The organism is Neptuniibacter marinus (assembly GCF_965223595.1).
GTDB classification, from domain to species: Bacteria; Pseudomonadota; Gammaproteobacteria; order Pseudomonadales; family Balneatricaceae; genus Neptuniibacter; species Neptuniibacter marinus.
The window spans coordinates 114,737-133,975 of the sequence record NZ_OZ245004.1 but is presented as its reverse complement, the minus strand read 5'-3'; the positions used below and the strand labels follow the sequence as shown (position 1 = coordinate 133,975).

The following is a 19,239-nucleotide window of genomic DNA, read 5'->3' as shown; positions in this document are numbered from 1 at the left end:
ATGTAGGTTAATATTGGCCTGATATAGGTTGATATGGGCTTGATGTAAGTTCATATTGGCCCAATACAGGTTTTGTTTTTGAGCCGTCATGGTGGTGAAGAGTAGATAAATGCCCAGATCGTGCAGCTTTCTGAGGGTATTGCTAACAACCTGCCCCAGAATTGACATAATGCCCAAAAAAATAAATACCGTGCGGGCAGGGTTGGTGTGTGGCTAAATGGCGTGAATTAAGGCTTTGCCCAAACTGCCCCAAAAGCCCAAGAGGTAAGTGGCGTGTTACAACACATGGAGTGTGAGGTAAAGAATGAACGTGAAACTATAACTTCATTATCCAACCAAAAATGAAATAGTGTTTCACTTACTCATTAAACGTTAAACGCCGATTCTTTCATGGCTTGCTCTGCTCGGCTGATCCCTAGCTGCTTAGCAACAGTTTGCCACTGCTTAACCGCCATTAATACTTCATCGTAAATTTGCATGGCTTGGGTTTGCGAAAGTCGGAAGAAGTCTTTTACGTCAAACGCTAATTGGTAGTCTAAAGCGTTGTCTGCATCGGTAATATTCAGATGCAGGCCATGCTTACCCACTATCGGGTTTAAATCATAAGCGGGTGATAACTTCCAGCCATTCTTTGTTAATAAAAACCCATGGTTACGCAGGTGGTCATCCGTGTTGGACACCGCAATATTAAACACGATACGTCGCCATAACTGTGCTAAATCAGCTTTGGTTTGTGCACCAGAATTGGAAATAAATTCAGCAATCTCTAAGTAGCTGGCACCTTGAGATTGTTCACCATCATACTTTTCGTTTTCAAAATAGCGAAGCTGTGTCATGGCCGATGAAAAATGCAGCCGCTTTTCACCGTCGCGGTCAAACCGTTTTGTTAAAAATGTATGATACCCAGAGGAAAACTGCCTAATCTCACTTGGAAACATGTCAACACCTGCTGCTAACGCCAATTCATAACAGACCATCTCCCACGCCCCCACGTCATGGGTATCGTTTAAATTGGGAAACTTGGCAATCCACAAGTGGCCTTGTTCATCTGTGACACAAGCCTTGGGCCTTGCACCACCTAATGATGAGCCTAGGGAAATCAGCATTTTCAACCAGCAGTAATACTCGTCACTGTCGATGTTATCGTCTTTTTCAATCTGGATTGCTGCGTACTCTAGCTCTCGCAAAGAAGCCATTGGCGGCGCAGCAAACTCAGCGTTGTCATCTAAGAACGCAGCCGAGCCTGTTCGCTTAAATCGAATACCACCCATCCGGTAAGAGTCGTGTACGCCCAGCAGGTAATCTAGCTCGTTTAATCGACTTGTTGCTCGAATACCTTTGCGCGCTTCAATGGCCGCACGCCGCTGCATTAAAATACGCCCCCATCTATCAGGCGATGAATCAAGAAATGCACGAAAGTTTTTATTGGCTTCATCGTTGTAGAGTTCACCGGAGTGGAGGGTCAGGATGGGATCAATTTGCAAACGATAGGCTGAAGTTAAAAATGCTTTATCGTAGGCAAAACTAAACACGCCACCTCGGCTTGAATCGCTGTAAGTCAGCTGTCCTATTAGCAAAGGGGGCTCAATTGGCTGCCAGTCGGCATAGACTTCGACGATTTCACGGCTCATCTTGAACCTTCCAGCAATTTTATGTTTTGCAGCTTGATACCCACTTCATCATGAGCGGCCATTTCTGCAAAGTTGCTTTCCATGCCAAGAACGGCCATCACTTTTAAGTAAGTGCCTATGGCAACGCCCGGATCACCTGCGAAGACTTTGTTCACGGTTTTATGATCAAAGCCAGTACGTTCACACAGCAGCTTTTTTGTAAAACCACGTCGTTTCATAGCCAACAGCAAGTCTTCACCAAAATGAGTCAGAATTTTGCGCTGCTTTGGAAACAGTACATTGTGCAAATCACGTTTAGCCATAACACCAACCAAAGGGACTATATTCCCATTTTACTCAATATAATTGGATTTATATCCTGTTTTTAGGTTTGGTTTGCGCGTTGGCCAAGGCGAAAATGTGAATCCCTGAATGCCAAAGGCCATCAAATTAAACTTTTATGCGCATAAAAATGTAAAATTACACACTTTTCTGCGCGTAAAAGTGTGGGATGCAAGGTAAGTAATCATCTGTGTATTTTACTGAACGGGAAAATGCAGCGGTTAGAGGTCTACACAAAGTGACTTCATAGGTAACAATTTGTGGATCTGAATGCTGCTTCAAGCTTTTAACCAATCAAAACTGAACGATATTTTTTGCTAACAACATTTGACCTGTCTATAACTTCATAGTTTATCGTCATTCGTGTTCTGGTCTGTTTGAGACAGCCACCACATCGTAAAAAATTAACGGAAAGGACGTTTTATTTGTGTATAGCATTTCTGAGTTAGCTGAAAAAGTCGGGCTGTCACGGTCAACCTTGCTCTACTACGAAAAGCTAGGTTTGTTGCAGGGTATTCGCCAAACCAACGGCTATCGTCTGTATTCAGATAAAGATGCTCAGCAGTTGCACTTGTTACAACAACTGCAAGCAGGCGGTTTGACACTTAAGGAATGTAAATCCTTTTTGGGCAGCAAGGTGCAGCGCTCTGTACTTGAAAAGCGCTTGCAGCAGCTGGACGAAGACATCGTTCAAAAGCAACAAGCTCGCGAGTTACTTGCCGCCTTGCTTGGTGGAGGTTCGCTGCGTCTTTGGCACCAACAGACCGATAAGTTAGCGCCAGACGCCCATCTGGACTGGTTAAAGCAGCAAGGCTTTAATGAACAACAAGCCCTGCATTTGAAATGGTTATCAAAAGATATGAACAAACACGAGCAATACATGGCCGATTTTATGACGGTATTCCAACGTTTAGAGCGCTGGGGACCAAGTTCTGATGCAGATACGCTAAAAGCCTTATCAACGCTGCCAACAATATCCACCAAGATCATTGATATTGGCTGCGGCAAAGGCTTTTCAACCCGGTTATTGGCAAAGCACACCCAAGCCGAGATTGTGGCGCTGGATAACGAGCAAAGTGCGCTGGATGAACTCGGTGAACGCCTCACTGAGCAGGGGTTGGATACCCGCGTTACCTTAAGCTGCGCCGGCATGACGGATCTGTCCTTTGCACCTGAAAGCTTTGATTGCATCTGGTCAGAAGGCTCAGCTTATATAATGGGTGTTGAGCAAGCGTTAACCCAGTGGCGTAAATTGCTGACTGGTAGCGGCTTCATGGTAGTCAGTGACCTAGTATGGTTAACCGATAACCCAAGCCAAGAGGCAGTCGCATTCTGGGAAGGTGAATACCCAGATATGCAAACCATCGAAAAACGCTTAAGCCAAATGCGCCAAGCAGGCTTTGATGTGATTGATCATTTCACCTTAAGGGAACAAGCATGGCACGATTACTACCAACCACTCAAAGCGCGGGTTGCGGAAGTAAAAGCAAGCATGCCTAATTCAAACGCCATCGCAGATATCGAGCGAGAAATTGCGATTTATGAACGCTACCTTGGCGAGTTTGGGTACCACATGTTTGTGCTACGCAAAGGGGCGTAAAAGCGCCCCTGCCACAAACACCGTTTAACTGAGCATTAGGATGAGCCTTAGCGATAATAAAGCGCTGCATTTTCTTGTTTGCGCTGATCCAATCTCTTAGCAATCGCAGACACTGTTGTTTTACTGATCCCTTGCTGCCGTGCAAGGTGAGTAAATTGGCTGATGGCTTCTGCAACTTCTTCAATGACTTTCCTTGCATCATGCCAACTCCCATAGCCAGCACTGGTCGCTAGTTTTTGCATCACCTTAAGCGGTGGCGCTTTGCCATAACCTCCGAACGCAGTGGCATGTTCGTTGAATGGATGTGGGCTGTAAGTAACATCGTAAAAAGGCGCAGGATCCCATTGACCGTCATCCGCTTGCAAAAACGCCCAGTTTTTACTGTGGTCGTCTTGATTAGACGACAGCAGGTTAAAAACGGCACGGCGAAATTGCAGCTGTCCAGCCGCTGGGGATTTACACAGCTGACGGCTGGCTTTAATCAAGTCAATGTAATCTAAACTTGGCGTTCGAAAGTCTGCATCCAACAGTCCGCAAGCGCTGTGCATATGCCAGCGGCCCGAACTGTGATTACTGACTAAGTCGGTATTAGCGACATAATCAAAACGCTTAAGCGCCAACCAGGCAGACGCACCGCTTGTAGTTGGTGCTTCAATGAGTTGCCATAGCGGTGGTTGGCACTTAGCTTGCTCAGCCATTTGTAAATAGACCGCCTCGCACAAACCTTCTTCATGGCCGAGCGCGAGATTTTTAGAGGTAAACTTAATCAGCCAAGCTTCATCACCTGCCTGTGCAAAGGTTCGACAATGCTGAACTTCCCCAGCAGGCATATAAATCTGCGCCTTGGGCCTTGCCCCCCCCGAACTACCTCCGGCGACTAATGCTGCCAATACCTGTTGAGTATACCCATCTAACTCATCGTGGTTGTCGTCCATATAATCTGACATTGAAGCATCGAACAGCGTTTGCGCTTCTAAGCCTAACGTCGCTAAATCAATATCCGCGTGCGTGGTGGCTGAAAACTCAGACACCGGAGAAAAAGACAATGCTCCCATGCCTTTATCACCAACAAAGGCTAGCCGGTCCATCGCCGTTAATTGATTAGGCAGGATGCCCTTTTGCCGGAAAATACGATCTTGCAACAACATACCCCAACCATCGGGTAAACAATCTCCAAATACGCCATGTACTCCTTGATGCGGCGCTTTAGGTGCGGCTTGAACTTGCGCGTTCGCTTGCAAGGTAAAAGGTGATAAATTGCCAAACTGCATCAAATAGCTGTCTGCATACTGAAAAAAAACGCCTTGCGGATTCTGCGCCAAGACCCCTACAGTAACCTGTTCACCTGAGCTTAACGTACGAGTTACAGTGAGTTTCTGAATGGGTTTAAAACTCATCTTTTAGCACCTCATCAATACTAGAGGGCATAGTGGCGCGCTCTTTGTTAGGTTGTGTGAGCTGATAAAGCCTATCCAATGAGTCGAGGGTCTGCCAAAGCAACAATAATTGGCGAAATGAAATTTGCCCAGTTAGCTCAAATTTCTTAATGGTGGCCGCAGGTACACAGCTTCGCTCAGCCAACGCAGCTCGTGATAGCTTTGCTCGTTGACGTAACTCACGTAAATAAGCCGCATAGGCCTGGCTTACATCGGTATCATCAAGTAAGGTAAAATTCATCCGCAAAGATCAAATGGATACAGTTATATCTATTATAGCGAAATAAAACAGAAAGTGGATATTATTGTATCCATTGCTGGATGGGGTGTTGAAAAAATTACTCTATAAAGCCCTTCAACACTGCTATTTTTTACCCCGAACCACAGTGTGAAAACAGCACTGTTTTTACACACTCAATAGCCAAGAAGTATCACTAACATTCAGTAAAAGCCAAGGGGAGTGGTGAGAAATAAGTGCTTTTGAGCGGTTTCTTTTCGGTAACTGATTCATTTTTTATTTCATTCCCTACCTCTTATTTATAAATTAAAGCCAGCACCCGTATAAATTTTCCCCTCAAAATATTGTTCATTTAACTGTGTATGGGCAACACCGAAAAACTTCCTCTTTGCTTGCTATGTAAAGCGTTTTAATCATTTTTGAAACTTGTGCTGTCAGCGCAAGCTTTTTAACTCATTGATTTTATTAGGCAGGAATATACAATTTTATGAGTTAAGCTCCTTGAGTGAATGGTGCGCACTTTTTGATATAATAAGTGAAAATATTCATCTTTCATTCAGGAGCTATCGGCGAACATTAAACCCCTTTTTTTAGGGGTTATTGTGAGGGTACTTATATTAATCAATCAGCCATATATCAGGTGGGTTAAATAGTGGTCTTAATATTGGACGGTACCTTCTTCCTTGGCTGAAAAAGAGACGGCCTTTCAATGTAAAGCTGTTAGTCGCACTGATGAGTAATAAGAGTATGAAATATAAAAATTAAAGCGTCTGTTTGATTTGACAGGCAATCGTTACTTTCAAATAACTATTAAAAAGTGCCGAGGATTATCATCGGTACGAAGTTAGAGCTCGTTTTACGGACTAAATATTTAGTTAAATAAGGGACTGTCGTGAATATCTCAAAGCATTTTTCTATCAATCGACTAGCCAGGTTCGCTGGCGTTCTGTTCATCTCCGTCCTATCTGTACTGCCTTCTCAGGCTGTAGCGGCTTTGGGTGCGTCGGTCACACTAAAAAGCGGTGAGCCTACGGGGATTTATCCAGGTGAAGTAACTATTATTGAAATCACTTTGGCTAACAGTAATGCTGGGGCTCAGGTAAGTAATGTTGAATTTAATACCTCATTGCCTGGTACCTTGCCGAATGGTTTAAAAATCAGTGAGTTGGCGACTTATAGCTGTTATGACCCTTCAGGACCTACAACTCTGGTGGGTAGTGGTGTTTTGACTGCGACTACTGACTCGCAAGCGATCAATTTAAGTGGCGGGGTTATTCCTGCAAGGTCAAATGGTGTTGATGGTACCTGTACCATTTTGGTCCCTGTAACGGCGGGTACATCTTCGGGTAGTAGTGCAACATACGCTTACGAAATTACTGATGGTGCTGTGACCGGTAATGATGATGGAGGAGCCGTCGCTAATACGGGTACAGTGAGTCAAAGTATTAATGTTAGCGCGTTAACAAAGCCTTCGATTGTAAAAAGCTTTTCATCATCCAATATCGTTCTCGGTGGTGATCCCGAGACCTTAACCGTTGAGCTACGCAATACTAACCCTGTTGACCTTGAAGGCTTCAGCATTACTGATACCTTCCCAATGTTAGGGGGTAATGCCATCATAAAGGTGGCAGCAGTCCCTAATGCGACGGCCAGTTGTAATAATGGCGGTGCGTCGCCAACATTTAGCCCAAATGCTGGGGATGGCAGTATAACGGTTACAGGTACGATTCCCGCCAAATCTGGTGGCAGTAATGGCCTGTGTACGATCACTGTTGATATAGAAGCTGCTACTACCGATGGCGATTACACAACCGGTGCTCAAACTAATACTATCAACCGTAGTACCGATTTTTCCAATGATATTGGTCTTCCTGCGCAATCTAATGCGACGGCAGATATTACAGTTATTTCCCCGCTTAATGTTAATAAATCATTTGCCCATAGTAGCTTATCTAACAACCAAACAGATTCTTTTACTATTACGCTGACTAACTCGGGAAACACTGATCTTACTGTCAATGAATTCGAGGATTCACCGATCGATGGGGTTGATAACGACAACACCTCCGGGTTAAGAGTCTCTAACCAGTTAACCACTTGTAGTGGCGGCGTAGTTACTGCCATTGATAACGATACAGGTATTAAGCTAACAGGTGGGGTCATCCCTGCGGGTGGATCTTGTTCTATTACGGTGGAGTTTGTGGGTACGGTCGCCAGTGCGGGTGTACCGATCACTTACACAAACCTGATCCCTGAAGGAGCGGTGGATGTTGGTGATCCTGCAATTGTCAGCCGTACCCGTTCAGCTTCAATTTTAGTGGCAGACGATTTACGGGTGTTGAAATCAGCCTCGCCAACAAAAGCGGCTCCGGGAAGTCCTGTTAAATACACCATTACTACGCAGAATTTTACTAATTCAAATATCAATAATGTCACTATTAAGGATTCCTTACCTGCGGGTATGACGTTCTTGGCGGGGACTATAGGAAGTAACAATTTTACCCCGATATTATCGGGTACCGGTTGTTCTGGACTGGCAGTTAATAGTGCTCTTGGGGACACCGACGCTGACTTTGTAATCGGGACACTTCCTACACGTATTGACGAGAATACACCGGGTCAATGTAGTGTGACTTTCTGGGCGATGACCGATAGTGCAGCGGTGGATGGTTCATCGACACAAAATACGCTTGAGGCCGGTGATGTTTGTTATAACGCAGGCGCTAATTGTAATCAGAGTAGTACGAGCTCATCAGGTTCTACTGCGGTTGAAACAACGGTTGCGTCAGCGACAAAACGTTTTGATGGAACTCAAAATCAGACCCTTTCAGAAGGTACAATTACAACCCTAACGTTCATAATATCAAATATTTCGGCTAACCCTCTCACGAACGTTTCCTTGTCCGATACTTTCCCTACGGATGGTAGCGGGCAGCTTCAAGTCGCCAGTCCAGCGAATGCTTCTAGTACCTGTGGCCCTGCTACTATCACTGCTACACCAGGTGCAACATCAGTATCTATGAATGGTGCAATCGTTCCTGCCCGAGAAGAGACAGGCACAGGCGCACCGGGTAGTTGTAGTTTGAGTGTTGATGTTATTGGCCCTGCCGGTGTTTATCCGAATACAGCACAAGTTGCAGGGACCCAAACCTTTGCTAATGGTGTAACAGATACTCTGGATCCTTTTGATACAGATACGGCAACATTAACCTATTTAAGCGCTTTGAGTGTTAATAAAGAGTTCTCGCCTAGTGCTATTAGCTCTGGTGGAACAAGCACTGTTCGCATTACTTTAAATAATACAAGCGATATTCAGCTCAATAATGCCTCGCTGGTGGATAATTTGCCGAGCGGTATGACGCTTGCAAATCCAGTTAATGCGTATACCACTTGTGCGGGTAGTTCCTCTTTTAGCTCATCAAATCCCGGCGATTCATCTATCAGTTTTACTGGTGCTAATATCGCCGGTAATGGTTCATGCGATGTTCTTTTTGATGTTGTTGCGACAGGCAGCAGCAATTGGATCAATACGCTCGCCGCGGGCGATGTTACCGCCGATGGAGGGATTCGCAATACGACCGCGGTGAATGCAACCTTAACTTTCGTGGCGGCAACTAATATTGCTGTTGCCAAAACCACTAACCCAAGTACATTGGCTTTTCCTGGTCAAGAGAGTCAATTAACGGTCACTTTAACCAATGGCACGGCGGAGGCTACGGGTCTAAAAGTGGTTGACTATTTTACTGTAGACGGTTTATCGGGGTCAGCGGCAAGCGGCATGGTTGTCGCTGCGACACCAGGGTTAACCACTGATTGTCCTAATGGTGTTTTGAGTGCAGAAAGCGGTGGAGAATCTGTCGCCATTAGTGGTGTTTCTTTACCTGCCAATGGTAGCTGTACTTTTAGTGTGAATATTACCGCGAAAACTGTGGGTGGTATTACTAATATTATTCCTGTGGGAGCTGTGGTCACGGATCAAGGGCTCACGAATAGTGGTGCCGCTACCACGAGTTTAACAACGCAAAGCAATATCGGCGTGACTAAAGAGTTTACTCCTGCCGTCATTGAGCCGGGTGAGCGTAGCCGCTTACGCATAACTCTTCACAATGCCACGCCTCTCAGTATCAACGAGGTTTCTGTTACTGATACGTTGCCTGCAAACGTTACTGTTCCTGCAAGCCCTAATCCTCAAACAAGCTGTTTAGGAGGTGTGGTGAACTACAGTAGCAATTCGGTTTCGTTGACGAGTGGTAGCCTGGCGGGAATGGTTGGGACAACAGTTTCAACCTGTTATTTGGAAATAGATGTTACTACTAATATAGGCGGAACTTACGTAAACACTATCCCTGCTGGTGCCGTTGTTGCGACGTCAGGGGGCACATCAGCAACTAACGAAGAGCCTGCATCTGCAGAACTGTTTGCCAAAGAACCTCTAGTTACTCATGTGGCGTTTAAGGACCAGACGTTGGATGCTGGCAATCCCGCTGGGTTTACAACTGATTCAGCTACTACTTTAGCTGGTACTCCCGCGACCATGACCATTTATATCGAGAACCCGAATGATGAAGCGGTTAGTGGTATGAATTTAGTGGATGCCTTACCTAGTGGTGTCTCTATAGCGCCAACTCCTAATGCATCGACAACCTGTACCGATGGTGTTGTGAATGCCACCGCTACGGGCTCCAGCGTGCAATTATCGGGAGCCACTTTGGGTGCGACCAGCAGCTGTACAGTTAGTGTTGATGTTATTAGTAACGTATCAGGCAGTTATGTAAATGATATAGGTTCTAGTGAAATTACTACGAACGAAGGGGTGAGCAATGAAGAGGGCACAGCAGCAGAGCTTATTATTGCAACGCCACCGGCGGTATTAAAAGAGTTTAACCCTGCTGTTATTCCGAGTGGGGGAGTATCAACACTTACTATTAATTTCACTAACGAAAATAGCAGCGCTATTACGTTAAGCTCCATATTTACGGATGAGTTACCAACCTCTCCAGGGGCGATGCTTGTTGCTACAACGCCTAATTTGAGTACTGACTGTACCTTAGCGTCAGTAACGGCGAATGCCGGTGCTAATTTGGTAAGTTACGCCAATGGGGCCAGTATTCCAGCAGGGGGGTGTTCAATTAGTGTTGACGTCACTGCTACTGCTGTAGGTGAGCATGTCAATAATATCCCAGCAGGGGCTTTAGAAACGTCGGCTGGTAGCAATCTGTCACCCACGAACAGCAGTCTGTTTGTTAGTGCGCTAGGTTATATCAGTGGCCGAATTTTTCAGGATCATGATGTCACACCAGACGGCATATATACCGCTACAGATACGCCGTTAGCCGGCGCTGAGGTTTCGCTGATATCAGGTGCTTCCTGTAGCGGTGCCTTGGTGGCGATTGCGGGTGTTAGTAATCCTGCGACAACCGACTCCTCGGGTAATTATCTCTTTGGCTCATTACCTGCTGGCACTTATTCAGTATGCCAAACAGAGCAGCCAACAGGTACGCAAAATGGTATTGCCAGTGCCGGTGACATTGTTGCCAATAACGGTAGCACTGGTACTGCTGGTTCCGCTGCTAACCCTACTAATATAACGAGCCAGATCACGGGTATCGTACTTAATGATGATGGTGGTTCTGCTGAAGTTAGTGGTGCTACAGGTAATAATTTCGCTGAAGTAGTGCCTTCAATCTTAAGCGGTTATGTGTTTAAAGATGAAAATAATAACGGCATTAAAAATGGCGCGGATACTGGACTGATCGGTGAAACGATCGAGTTGTTGGACAGTGGTGATAATGTTATTGCCAGTACAACTACAGATAGTGACGGTTTTTATGAGTTTACCGATTTAGCGCCCGGCACATACAGTATTCGGCAACCCAATCAGCCGGATAGTACGGCTAATGGCATCACGACGGCAGGTACGGTAAGTAATGGAGGTACGACCGGATCAGTTTCAGCTATAACGACAGTGCCAAGCCAGATTAGCACAATCGTTCTGCCGCCGAATACGACAGTTTCAGATAATAACTTTGCTGAAATTCCTGATAGTGGACGTATCTCGGGCAAGGTGTTTGTTGATTACGACAACAATGGTTCACCTAATAGTAGTGATAATGGCATCAATGGCCAAACTATCAACTTGACCGGTACTGATATTAACGGCAACTCCGTTAATGAAACTACCACGACGGATAATGAAGGTAATTTTACTTTTGATGATCTTCCAGCAGGGAGCTACACCCTGACTCAGCCGGATCAGCCAGCAGATACAACGAATGGCATTACTACCGCAGGAAGCGGAGGCGGTACGGCCACTAATACAGCAACCACACCTAGTAGTATTTCGAATATCACTATTTCTGATATGAACAAAGTATCGGGGGATAACTATTTTGCGGAGCAACCTTCGGGCGTTGTCGATTTAACAGTGGAGTTAACCCATAGTCCAGCTGATTTGGCTGCGGGTTCATCCAATGATTATTACACCGTCTCCCCATCTAATATTGGTGATGCAGATAGTAATGGCGTAGTGACTGTTGTCACTACTATTCCTGCGGGAATTACTCCTACAGGGACACGATCGAATGGTGATTGGAATTGTTCTATCGCGGGTCAAGAGGTGACTTGTACTAGTAGCACAGAGATCACGTCTGGCGGCAGTGGAGAAGATATTTTTATTGATGTCAGTGTTGGTAGTGGTTTGGAAGGCCAAGTGCTAAATGCTGAATCAGTCGTTAGTGGTGGTAATGAAGCGAGTCATTTGCAAGGTAATAATACGGATGTGGACCCTGCCGCGATTAATGCCGGTGCGAGTGTTAGTGGTCATGTTTGGCGTGACGATAACCATGACCGTATTCGTGATGTGGGGGAATCTCATTTCGAAAACTGGAAGGTTTTGTTAAAACGCAATGGTGAAACCGTGGCCACCACAACGACTGGCAGTGATGGCAGTTATAGCTTTACTAATATTTCACCGGGTAGTGGCTATGAAGTTGAATTCCAAGAGCCAAGCACAGGTAATAATTTGGGCCAGCCTGTGCCTAATGAAAGCGGTGCTGCTTTTACCCCAGGTGTTGATGACGATAACGCGAACCCTGCTGGGGCAGATAATACAGGCTTTACTTTAAGTAATATGACCTTGCTTGCAGGTGAGACGGTTGAGGAACAGAGTTTACCTATAGATCCGAGTGGTGTGGTTTATGACGCGATCAGTCGTCAACCGGTTGAAGGGGCTGTCGTTACGCTTAGCGGTCCAGCCGGCTTTGATGCGGATTCTCACCTTATTGGTGGTAGCAGTAATCTGTCGCAAACTACATCAAGTCTAGGTATGTACCAATACCTTTTAAACGCGGGCGCTCCAGCAGGGACTTATACGCTTTCAGTGGCATCACCTAGCGGTTATTTGTCTGGAGAATCGATCTTTATTCCTGCTTGTACTAATACGCCATCGGTTGGTGCAGCGCCTAATCCTGCATTAGTACAAAACAATAATGCAGCACCGGTTTCTAGTGCAGCGCTACATGATGCTAATGCTTGTCCTGCAACATCAGCAGGGTTCGCAGCAGGAGCGAATAGTACACAATACTTTTTCTCTTTTGTTTTAGATCCTGGGTTACCTTCGGGCAACGTGCTGAATAATCATATTCCCTTGGATCCGGTCTTGGGCGGTGCAATCAATATGGTTAAAACTGCCGCGAAAGACGCAGTAAGCCAAGGTGAATTGATTCCATACACTATTCAGGCCATCAATACTTATACTGTGGGGCTTGAGGATGTTGAGTTAATTGACCAAACCCCGCCCGGTTTCAAGTATGTTGCAGGCTCATCCCGTATTGATGGGGTGGCGTTAGAACCTGTGGTCGAGGGGCGTGCGCTGACGTGGAGCAATATAGATTTTAATGCGGGTGAGTCTCATACAATTACTTTGCTATTAGTACCCGGTACAGGGGTTAGCGATGGTGAATATGTCAACCAGGCCTGGGCTTCTATCGAGAATAATCGGGCCTCAAATGTAGCGACTGCTACCGTACAGTTAGTGCCGGACCCTACGTTCGAGTGTAGCGATATTATTGGCAAAGTGTTTGATGATCAAAATACTAATGGCTATCAAGATAAGGGTGAGCCGGGTCTGCCTGGGGTGCGTGTTGCCACCGTCAATGGCGAGCTTATTACAACGGATAAGCATGGTCGGTATCACATCGCTTGTGCGGCGGTGCCTGATGAATTGAAGGGTAGTAATTTCATTTTAAAATTAGACCCTCAGACCTTGCCTTCAGGGTACCGAGTTACTACCGAGAATCCCCGAGTGATTCGTCTTACTCAAGGTAAGATCAGTAAGCTTAACTTTGGTGCCAGTCTGCATCGAGTTGTGCGGTTAGATATTAATCAGCGCATGTTTGAAGGCGACGAGATCGCAGACAAACATCATGAGAAACTTGACCAATTATTGGAGATTTTACAGCAACAGCCCGCAGTCCTTCGTATAGGTTATCAACGAGGTCAGCAAGAAGATGAAAGTGACGCTTCTGCTCGTGCAAGTCAGGTTAGTAACCACATAAAAACATTGTGGGAAGAATTATGGAAAAGGCTAGATAAACCAGGATATGACCTAAATATCGAGATTGAAATGATCGAGCCTGTACTGTCAGTGGAGGCCCAGTCATGAATAAGAAAATATCTCTTTTAAGCTTCGGTTTAAGTGCAATTTGTAGTTCCTCATTGGTGTGGTCGGATAATGATAAAACGGTGTCTGCGGATCGCGGGGCGATGGATGATGATAACCAAGTTTTTATTCATGGTTACGAAAACAATCAAGAGCAGCAGTTAGTTGCTAAAACGTACACACTTTGGGGTGTGGAAGAGCAAACGGCTGAACAGCAGGGACAATCGAAAGATAATGTTCAGGTTGAGTCCAGTAACCTTCGCTTTCATTTTGCGTCGGGACTAGCTCAAGTTAACCCGACGGATCTTGGGCCATTAGAACAATTAGTTTCAACATTACGTGGACAGGATATTGTCCGTATTGAAGTTGTTGGTCATACCGATAGCCAGCGTTTATCGGCAAGGTCGAGACAATACTTTAAGGATAACTATGAGTTGGGTCTGTACCGAGCAAAAGCGGTGGCTGAATTATTGCAGCGACAGCTCGGCTTAACGGATACTCAGATTAGTGCTCAGAGCCAAGGCGATTCAGCTCCCATTGCTACTAATAAAACGGCAGAAGGTATGGCGCAAAACCGTCGAGTGACCTTTACCGTATGGTCACGTCCGGTGCAGGTTATTGAGCCTTTTATTTGTGAACGATCAGGGCAACCAACGTCAGATTTACAGATAAGTATTGATGGTCAGCCGACTGGGGGCGAAGCGGCTCAGGTCGCAGACCAGCAGCGCTGTCAGGATGTTCAATTAGCTGATAATGCGATTCAAATTCAGTATGACAGCCGTAATCTACATAAACGTTTGAACATCAGTACCCAAACAAGGCGTATAGGGCCTTCACAAACCCTCGAGTTTCAAGGTTATAGCAACTATCTTTTTTGGGTGAAGAAAGCAGAAGTTAGAATTTTGGACAAACGAGGGAAACTGGTTGCTACAGTACCCTTAAACCAACAACTGCAGGGCCAGTGGAAAAACACCCTGACTAAAACGAATAAGTTTTATTATCAGTTGAGGGTTTATGACCATCAACAGCGTTATGACGAAACGGAATTGTTACCTATCTGGGTAATGTCAGAACCGACATCGGAAGATGCTCAAAGTGTACAGTTTGCTGGTTATGGTGAAAGTCGTCTGAGGGAGGAAAAAATCCCTGTCAGTGGCGGTATGGTGACGGTAAACGTAAAAGAGTTGGATGAGCACTCCTTGTTTGTTTTTGGTTCGCCCGTTCCGGTTGATAATAAAGGTAAAGCGGTTGCTCAGCAGATCTTGCCAAAAGGTTATCATCGCGTTGAGGTGCTTACTGCTAAAGGGGACGAACAGCAGCGTTATTATCGCAACCTTGAATTGAACCAAGATGACTGGTTCATCGTCGGCTTTGCTGATTTAACCTTAGGGCAAAATAAAACCACGGGAGCCGCTGAGTTACTTAACGAAGACAATCCACATTATAAAGATGGTAAAACCTATGTGGATGGTCGTTTGGCCTTTTATGCTAAGGGACCATTAAACGAACGTTACCGATTGACCGCTAGTGCCGATACTGGTGAGGAAGAGTTGAGTCAATTGCTATCTAACTTTGATGAAAAAAATTCTCGCGCTTTATTGCGTCGCTTGGATACCTCTCGTCATTGGCCAACGTTTGGTGATGGATCGTCATTACATGAAGATGCACCGACACAAGGTAAGCTTTATGTAAAAGTGGAAGATGAACGCTCTCATATCCTCTGGGGTAATTTTAAAGAATCTCAAAAAGATACCCAGCTTAGTCAGGTGGATCGTGCGCTCTATGGTGCTCAACTGCACTATAACAGTGAAGCGCAGGTCGCTCATAACGAGAATGCCACTCAAGTTCGTGTGTTTGTAGCTGAACCCGGTACTTTGGCGGCGCGTGAGGATTATCGTGGCACAGGTGGTTCGGTCTATTTCCTTCGACATCAGGACATTACGACCGGGAGTGAACTGGTTAGTCTTGAAATTCGTGATAAAGATTCCGGTGAGGTGTTGTCAAACACTACGCTGACGGAAGGTAATGATTACGATATTGATGCAATTCAAGGTCGTATTTTATTAAGTGAGCCCTTGTCGTCCACAGCGACTAATTCAGGTTTAGTACAAGCGGGGAGCCTTGCGGGAAATCCGGTTTACTTGGTCGTTAATTATGAATATACACCGGGTACTACGGACTTATCCGATATGGCAACTTATGGTCGAGTAAGTCATTGGCTCAACGATAATGTTGAACTTGGTTTGACTGTAAGTAATCAAGACCAGAACGGTGAAAAGCAAGAGCTAAGGGGATTAGACTTCACTTATCGTCAGTCCGATAGCACGCAGTTGAATATTGAAATAGCTAATACTCATGGTAATGGCTTTAGCGAGTTTATTTCAGATGATGGCGGTTTTATTTACGCCGAGAAAATGCAAAGTGGTGGTTCTGCCAATGCGGGTCGTATTGATGGCTCCTTTTCTATGGCAGATCTTACTGGGGATGAAAATGCATCAGGGGAAGGGAGTTTTTATATTGAGTCGCGTGAGGCGGGCTTCTCAGCGCCTGGGCGTTTGACTGATACAGATACACTGAAAACTGGTGCGCGTTATGCTACTGACCTAAATGATGATTCGAAAATCGCATTTGAGTATGACGAAATTAAAACTGATGGGAACAACGATAAACAAGTCGCTGAAATTAGTCATATTGTCAGTCTTGATGAATCTTGGGATATGGGGATTGGTCTCCGACATGACTCGCAATCAGGCAGTAGTGTTGATGAAGGTAGTCGTGACGATATCGCAGTAAAACTTATTCATAGTGACGATCCGGAAACCACTAACTGGGGCTTTATTCAGGGAACGGTTCAGCGAGATCAGGAACGTGGTAAGAACAACCGCATAGGGGTTGGAACCGAACGTCAGCTGACTGAAAAGGCGACGGCAAATGGAGAAATATCTACGGGTAACCAAGGGGTTGGTGCCAAGCTAGGTGTTAACTACCAATGGTCAGATCGTACTAGTCTATACCTCAATTATTCACAAGACTCGGACGATTTGGAGAATGGTAATCGTAGTCGCAACGGGCAGCTTGTTAGTGGTGTTCGTTCTAAGATTACCCATGACACGTCGGTTTACGCAGAAGGTCGATTACAGACAGGTGATCAGCCAGGCTTAATGCAAGCTTACGGTGTCGATTATACGCCGTCGGAAAAGTGGCATTACGGTGTATCGTTAGAGCATGGTAAGTTGAATGAGGAAACTACTAGCGAAATAGAACGTGTGGCAGTAACCGGTAGCCTGAGTTACAAAGGGGATGATCATAGATACGCCGGAGCGTTGGAGTATCGTGAAGATGAAAGCTTGACCGAAGAGCGTACTACTTGGTTAATGCGTAATAACTACTCAACGGATATTAATGATGATTGGAAGGCTATCGCACAGCTAGACCTGTCTTACAGTAATTCAAGTCGAGGAGATGAGTTCGATGGCGAATACATTGAAAGTTCATGGGGTTATGCTTATCGTCCAGTAGATAATGATGAGCTGAATCTGCTATTTAAATATACCTATTTGTATGATCTTGCTGCGCCAGAGCAACTTACGCCTTCTGAAAGTGGAACGGTTGATTATGCACAGCGTAGTCAGGTGTTTGCGGTCGATGCAACCTATGATCTGACTCCTAAATGGACTGTGGGGGGTAAATACGCTTACCGTTTAGGTGAGTTACGTTATAGCCGTGATGACAGTGCTGATTGGTTCTCAAGTGAAGGTGGTTTAGTGGTAATTCGTAGTGATTTCCATGTCGTTAAAGAGTGGGATATGGCCTTAGAGTGGAGGCGTCGTACGGAGAATGCAGCGGATGACTCCCGTGATGGTTTCTTAGGTGCTATATACCGACATGTGAATGAAAATACCAAAATTGGTGTTGGTTACAATGCGACTGAGTTCACTGATGATCTTACTGACTTGGATTATGACGCCAAAGGTTGGTTTATCAATCTAGTGGGTAAATACTAAGTTGAATTAGCTCAGACTAGATCTGACACATCATCTTGAAAAAGAGAGAGTTACCCGTTTTGATAAAGGTGTCGAATCTTAAATCAAAACAAAAGGTAACTCTCATGATCCATACTAACAATCCAATCATTAAACACAAAGCTGGCTTGCTGAATTTGGCAGAAGAGCTTGGGAATGTGTCCAAAGCATGCAAAGTCATGGGCGTATCACGAGATACGTTTTATCGTTATCAGGAACTTGTTGAAGAAGGTGGTATCGATAGCCTGATCAACAAAAGCCGTAGAGCACCGAATCCCAAGAACAGAGTGGATGAAGCAACAGAACAAGCTGTCGTTGCTTATGCCATTGAACAACCCGCTCATGGTCAGCACCGTACCAGTAATGAACTACGTAAGTCGGGTGTCTTTGTATCAGGTAGTGGCGTCCGTTCAATTTGGGTTCGACATAATCTTGAGAACTTTAAAAAGAGACTGAAAGCTTTAGAAGATAAAGTTGCTAACGACGGCATCATCCTGAGCGATGCTCAGGTTGCAGCGCTTGAGAAAAAGAAATCTGATGATGAAGCATGCGGTGAAATTGAGACGATACACCCAGGTTATCTGGGGTCTCAGGACACCTTTTACGTAGGTAACCTGAAAGGCGTTGGCCGTATATACCAACAGACCTTTGTGGATACTTACAGCAAAATCGCTTTCTGTAAGCTCTATACCACTAAAACACCGATTACTGCTGCAGATACACTCAACGATAAGGTATTACCGTTCTTTGAAGAACAGGAGCTTCCTATGCTGCGTATTCTTACAGACCGAGGAACTGAATACTGTGGTCGGGTCGATCAGCATGATTACCAGCTTTATCTTGCTATAAACGATATTGATCACACCAAAACTAAAGCGATGTCCCCACAAACAAATGGTATATGTGAACGCTTTCATAAAACGATCTTGAATGAGTTCTATCAAGTAACTTTCCGTAAAAAGCTCTACGAATCACTTGAGGAACTACAAAAAGATCTGGACGGCTGGATGGAATACTACAACAATGAACGAACTCATCAGGGCAAGGTATGTTGCGGTAGAACGCCAATGGAAACGTTGCTTGATGGTAAACGGGTCTGGGCCGAGAAGAATTTAGCCCAGATCTAAACTGACAGACACCAGATAAAAAACGGGTAACTGTCAGATCAAGTCTGAGCTACTACAACTAAGTGATGGCATGCACTCAGAGTTAGTTTTAGGATATGGATAGTCTCTTGCGCGTCGCTTTAGGCGAGCGGGAGTCTATTCTCTCTTGGTTTATCACAGAATAGATTTATCTTCGCCTTAGTACAGTGCTTAATTAAGTTCTCTA

Annotated in this window: 8 protein-coding genes; 4 read left to right on the top strand and 4 right to left on the bottom strand. The window is 45.2% G+C overall.

Features of this window, described 5'->3' with window-relative positions:
- Window positions 1-365 precede the first annotated feature (365 nt).
- Together ACOQOE_RS00590 and ACOQOE_RS00585 are read right to left on the bottom strand one after the other, a co-directional pair.
- A complete protein-coding gene (locus ACOQOE_RS00590; RefSeq protein ID WP_420554653.1) occupies window positions 366-1,631 on the bottom strand; it encodes a type II toxin-antitoxin system HipA family toxin in 1,266 nt (421 codons plus the stop codon).
- Complete coding sequence (locus tag ACOQOE_RS00585; RefSeq protein WP_004249763.1) at window positions 1,628-1,933, bottom strand: helix-turn-helix domain-containing protein; 306 nt, start codon at window positions 1,931-1,933, stop codon at window positions 1,628-1,630. Before ACOQOE_RS00585 ends, ACOQOE_RS00590 begins: the two co-directional genes overlap by 4 nt.
- 446 nt (window positions 1,934-2,379) lie before the next feature.
- Here ACOQOE_RS00585 and ACOQOE_RS00580 point away from each other — a divergent pair, with 446 nt between their 5' ends.
- Window positions 2,380-3,552 carry a MerR family transcriptional regulator gene (locus tag ACOQOE_RS00580; protein WP_420554652.1) on the top strand — a complete coding sequence of 391 codons (1,173 nt, stop codon included), beginning with the start codon at window positions 2,380-2,382 and terminating at the stop codon, window positions 3,550-3,552.
- Window positions 3,553-3,599: 47 nt separating this feature from the next.
- On the opposite strand, the gene ACOQOE_RS00575 is transcribed toward ACOQOE_RS00580, so the two are convergent.
- Both ACOQOE_RS00575 and ACOQOE_RS00570 read right to left on the bottom strand, forming a co-directional pair.
- Window positions 3,600-4,949, bottom strand: a complete 1,350-nt coding sequence (locus ACOQOE_RS00575) for a type II toxin-antitoxin system HipA family toxin (protein ID WP_420554651.1) — start codon at window positions 4,947-4,949, stop codon at window positions 3,600-3,602.
- Entirely contained in the window at window positions 4,939-5,229 is a 291-nt protein-coding gene (locus ACOQOE_RS00570) for a helix-turn-helix transcriptional regulator (protein ID WP_321277106.1), read from the bottom strand. Before ACOQOE_RS00570 ends, ACOQOE_RS00575 begins: the two co-directional genes overlap by 11 nt.
- A gap of 889 nt (window positions 5,230-6,118) precedes the next feature.
- Here ACOQOE_RS00570 and ACOQOE_RS00565 point away from each other — a divergent pair.
- From ACOQOE_RS00565 to ACOQOE_RS00555, 3 genes are all read left to right on the top strand, one after another.
- Window positions 6,119-13,888, top strand: a complete 7,770-nt coding sequence (locus ACOQOE_RS00565; RefSeq protein WP_420554650.1) for an SdrD B-like domain-containing protein — start codon at window positions 6,119-6,121, stop codon at window positions 13,886-13,888.
- Window positions 13,885-17,889 (top strand): OmpA family protein, encoded by a 4,005-nt coding sequence (locus ACOQOE_RS00560; protein ID WP_420554649.1) that lies wholly within the window; start codon window positions 13,885-13,887, stop codon window positions 17,887-17,889. Before ACOQOE_RS00565 ends, ACOQOE_RS00560 begins: the two co-directional genes overlap by 4 nt.
- A gap of 104 nt (window positions 17,890-17,993) precedes the next feature.
- Window positions 17,994-19,034: an IS481 family transposase gene (locus ACOQOE_RS00555; protein ID WP_420553798.1), complete on the top strand. Its 1,041-nt coding sequence runs from the start codon at window positions 17,994-17,996 to the stop codon at window positions 19,032-19,034.
- Window positions 19,035-19,239 lie beyond the last annotated feature (205 nt).

Excerpts from the sequence above, each read along its gene's own strand:
- ACOQOE_RS00590 (WP_420554653.1), bottom strand. The coding sequence starts at position 1,631 with ATGAGCCGTGAAATCGTCGAAGTCTATGCCGACTGGCAGCCAATTGAG.
- ACOQOE_RS00585 (WP_004249763.1), bottom strand. The coding sequence starts at position 1,933 with ATGGCTAAACGTGATTTGCACAATGTACTGTTTCCAAAGCAGCGCAAA.
- ACOQOE_RS00575 (WP_420554651.1), bottom strand. The coding sequence starts at position 4,949 with ATGAGTTTTAAACCCATTCAGAAACTCACTGTAACTCGTACGTTAAGC.
- ACOQOE_RS00570 (WP_321277106.1), bottom strand. The coding sequence starts at position 5,229 with ATGAATTTTACCTTACTTGATGATACCGATGTAAGCCAGGCCTATGCG.
- ACOQOE_RS00560 (WP_420554649.1), top strand. The coding sequence starts at position 13,885 with ATGAATAAGAAAATATCTCTTTTAAGCTTCGGTTTAAGTGCAATTTGT.
- ACOQOE_RS00555 (WP_420553798.1), top strand. The coding sequence starts at position 17,994 with ATGATCCATACTAACAATCCAATCATTAAACACAAAGCTGGCTTGCTG.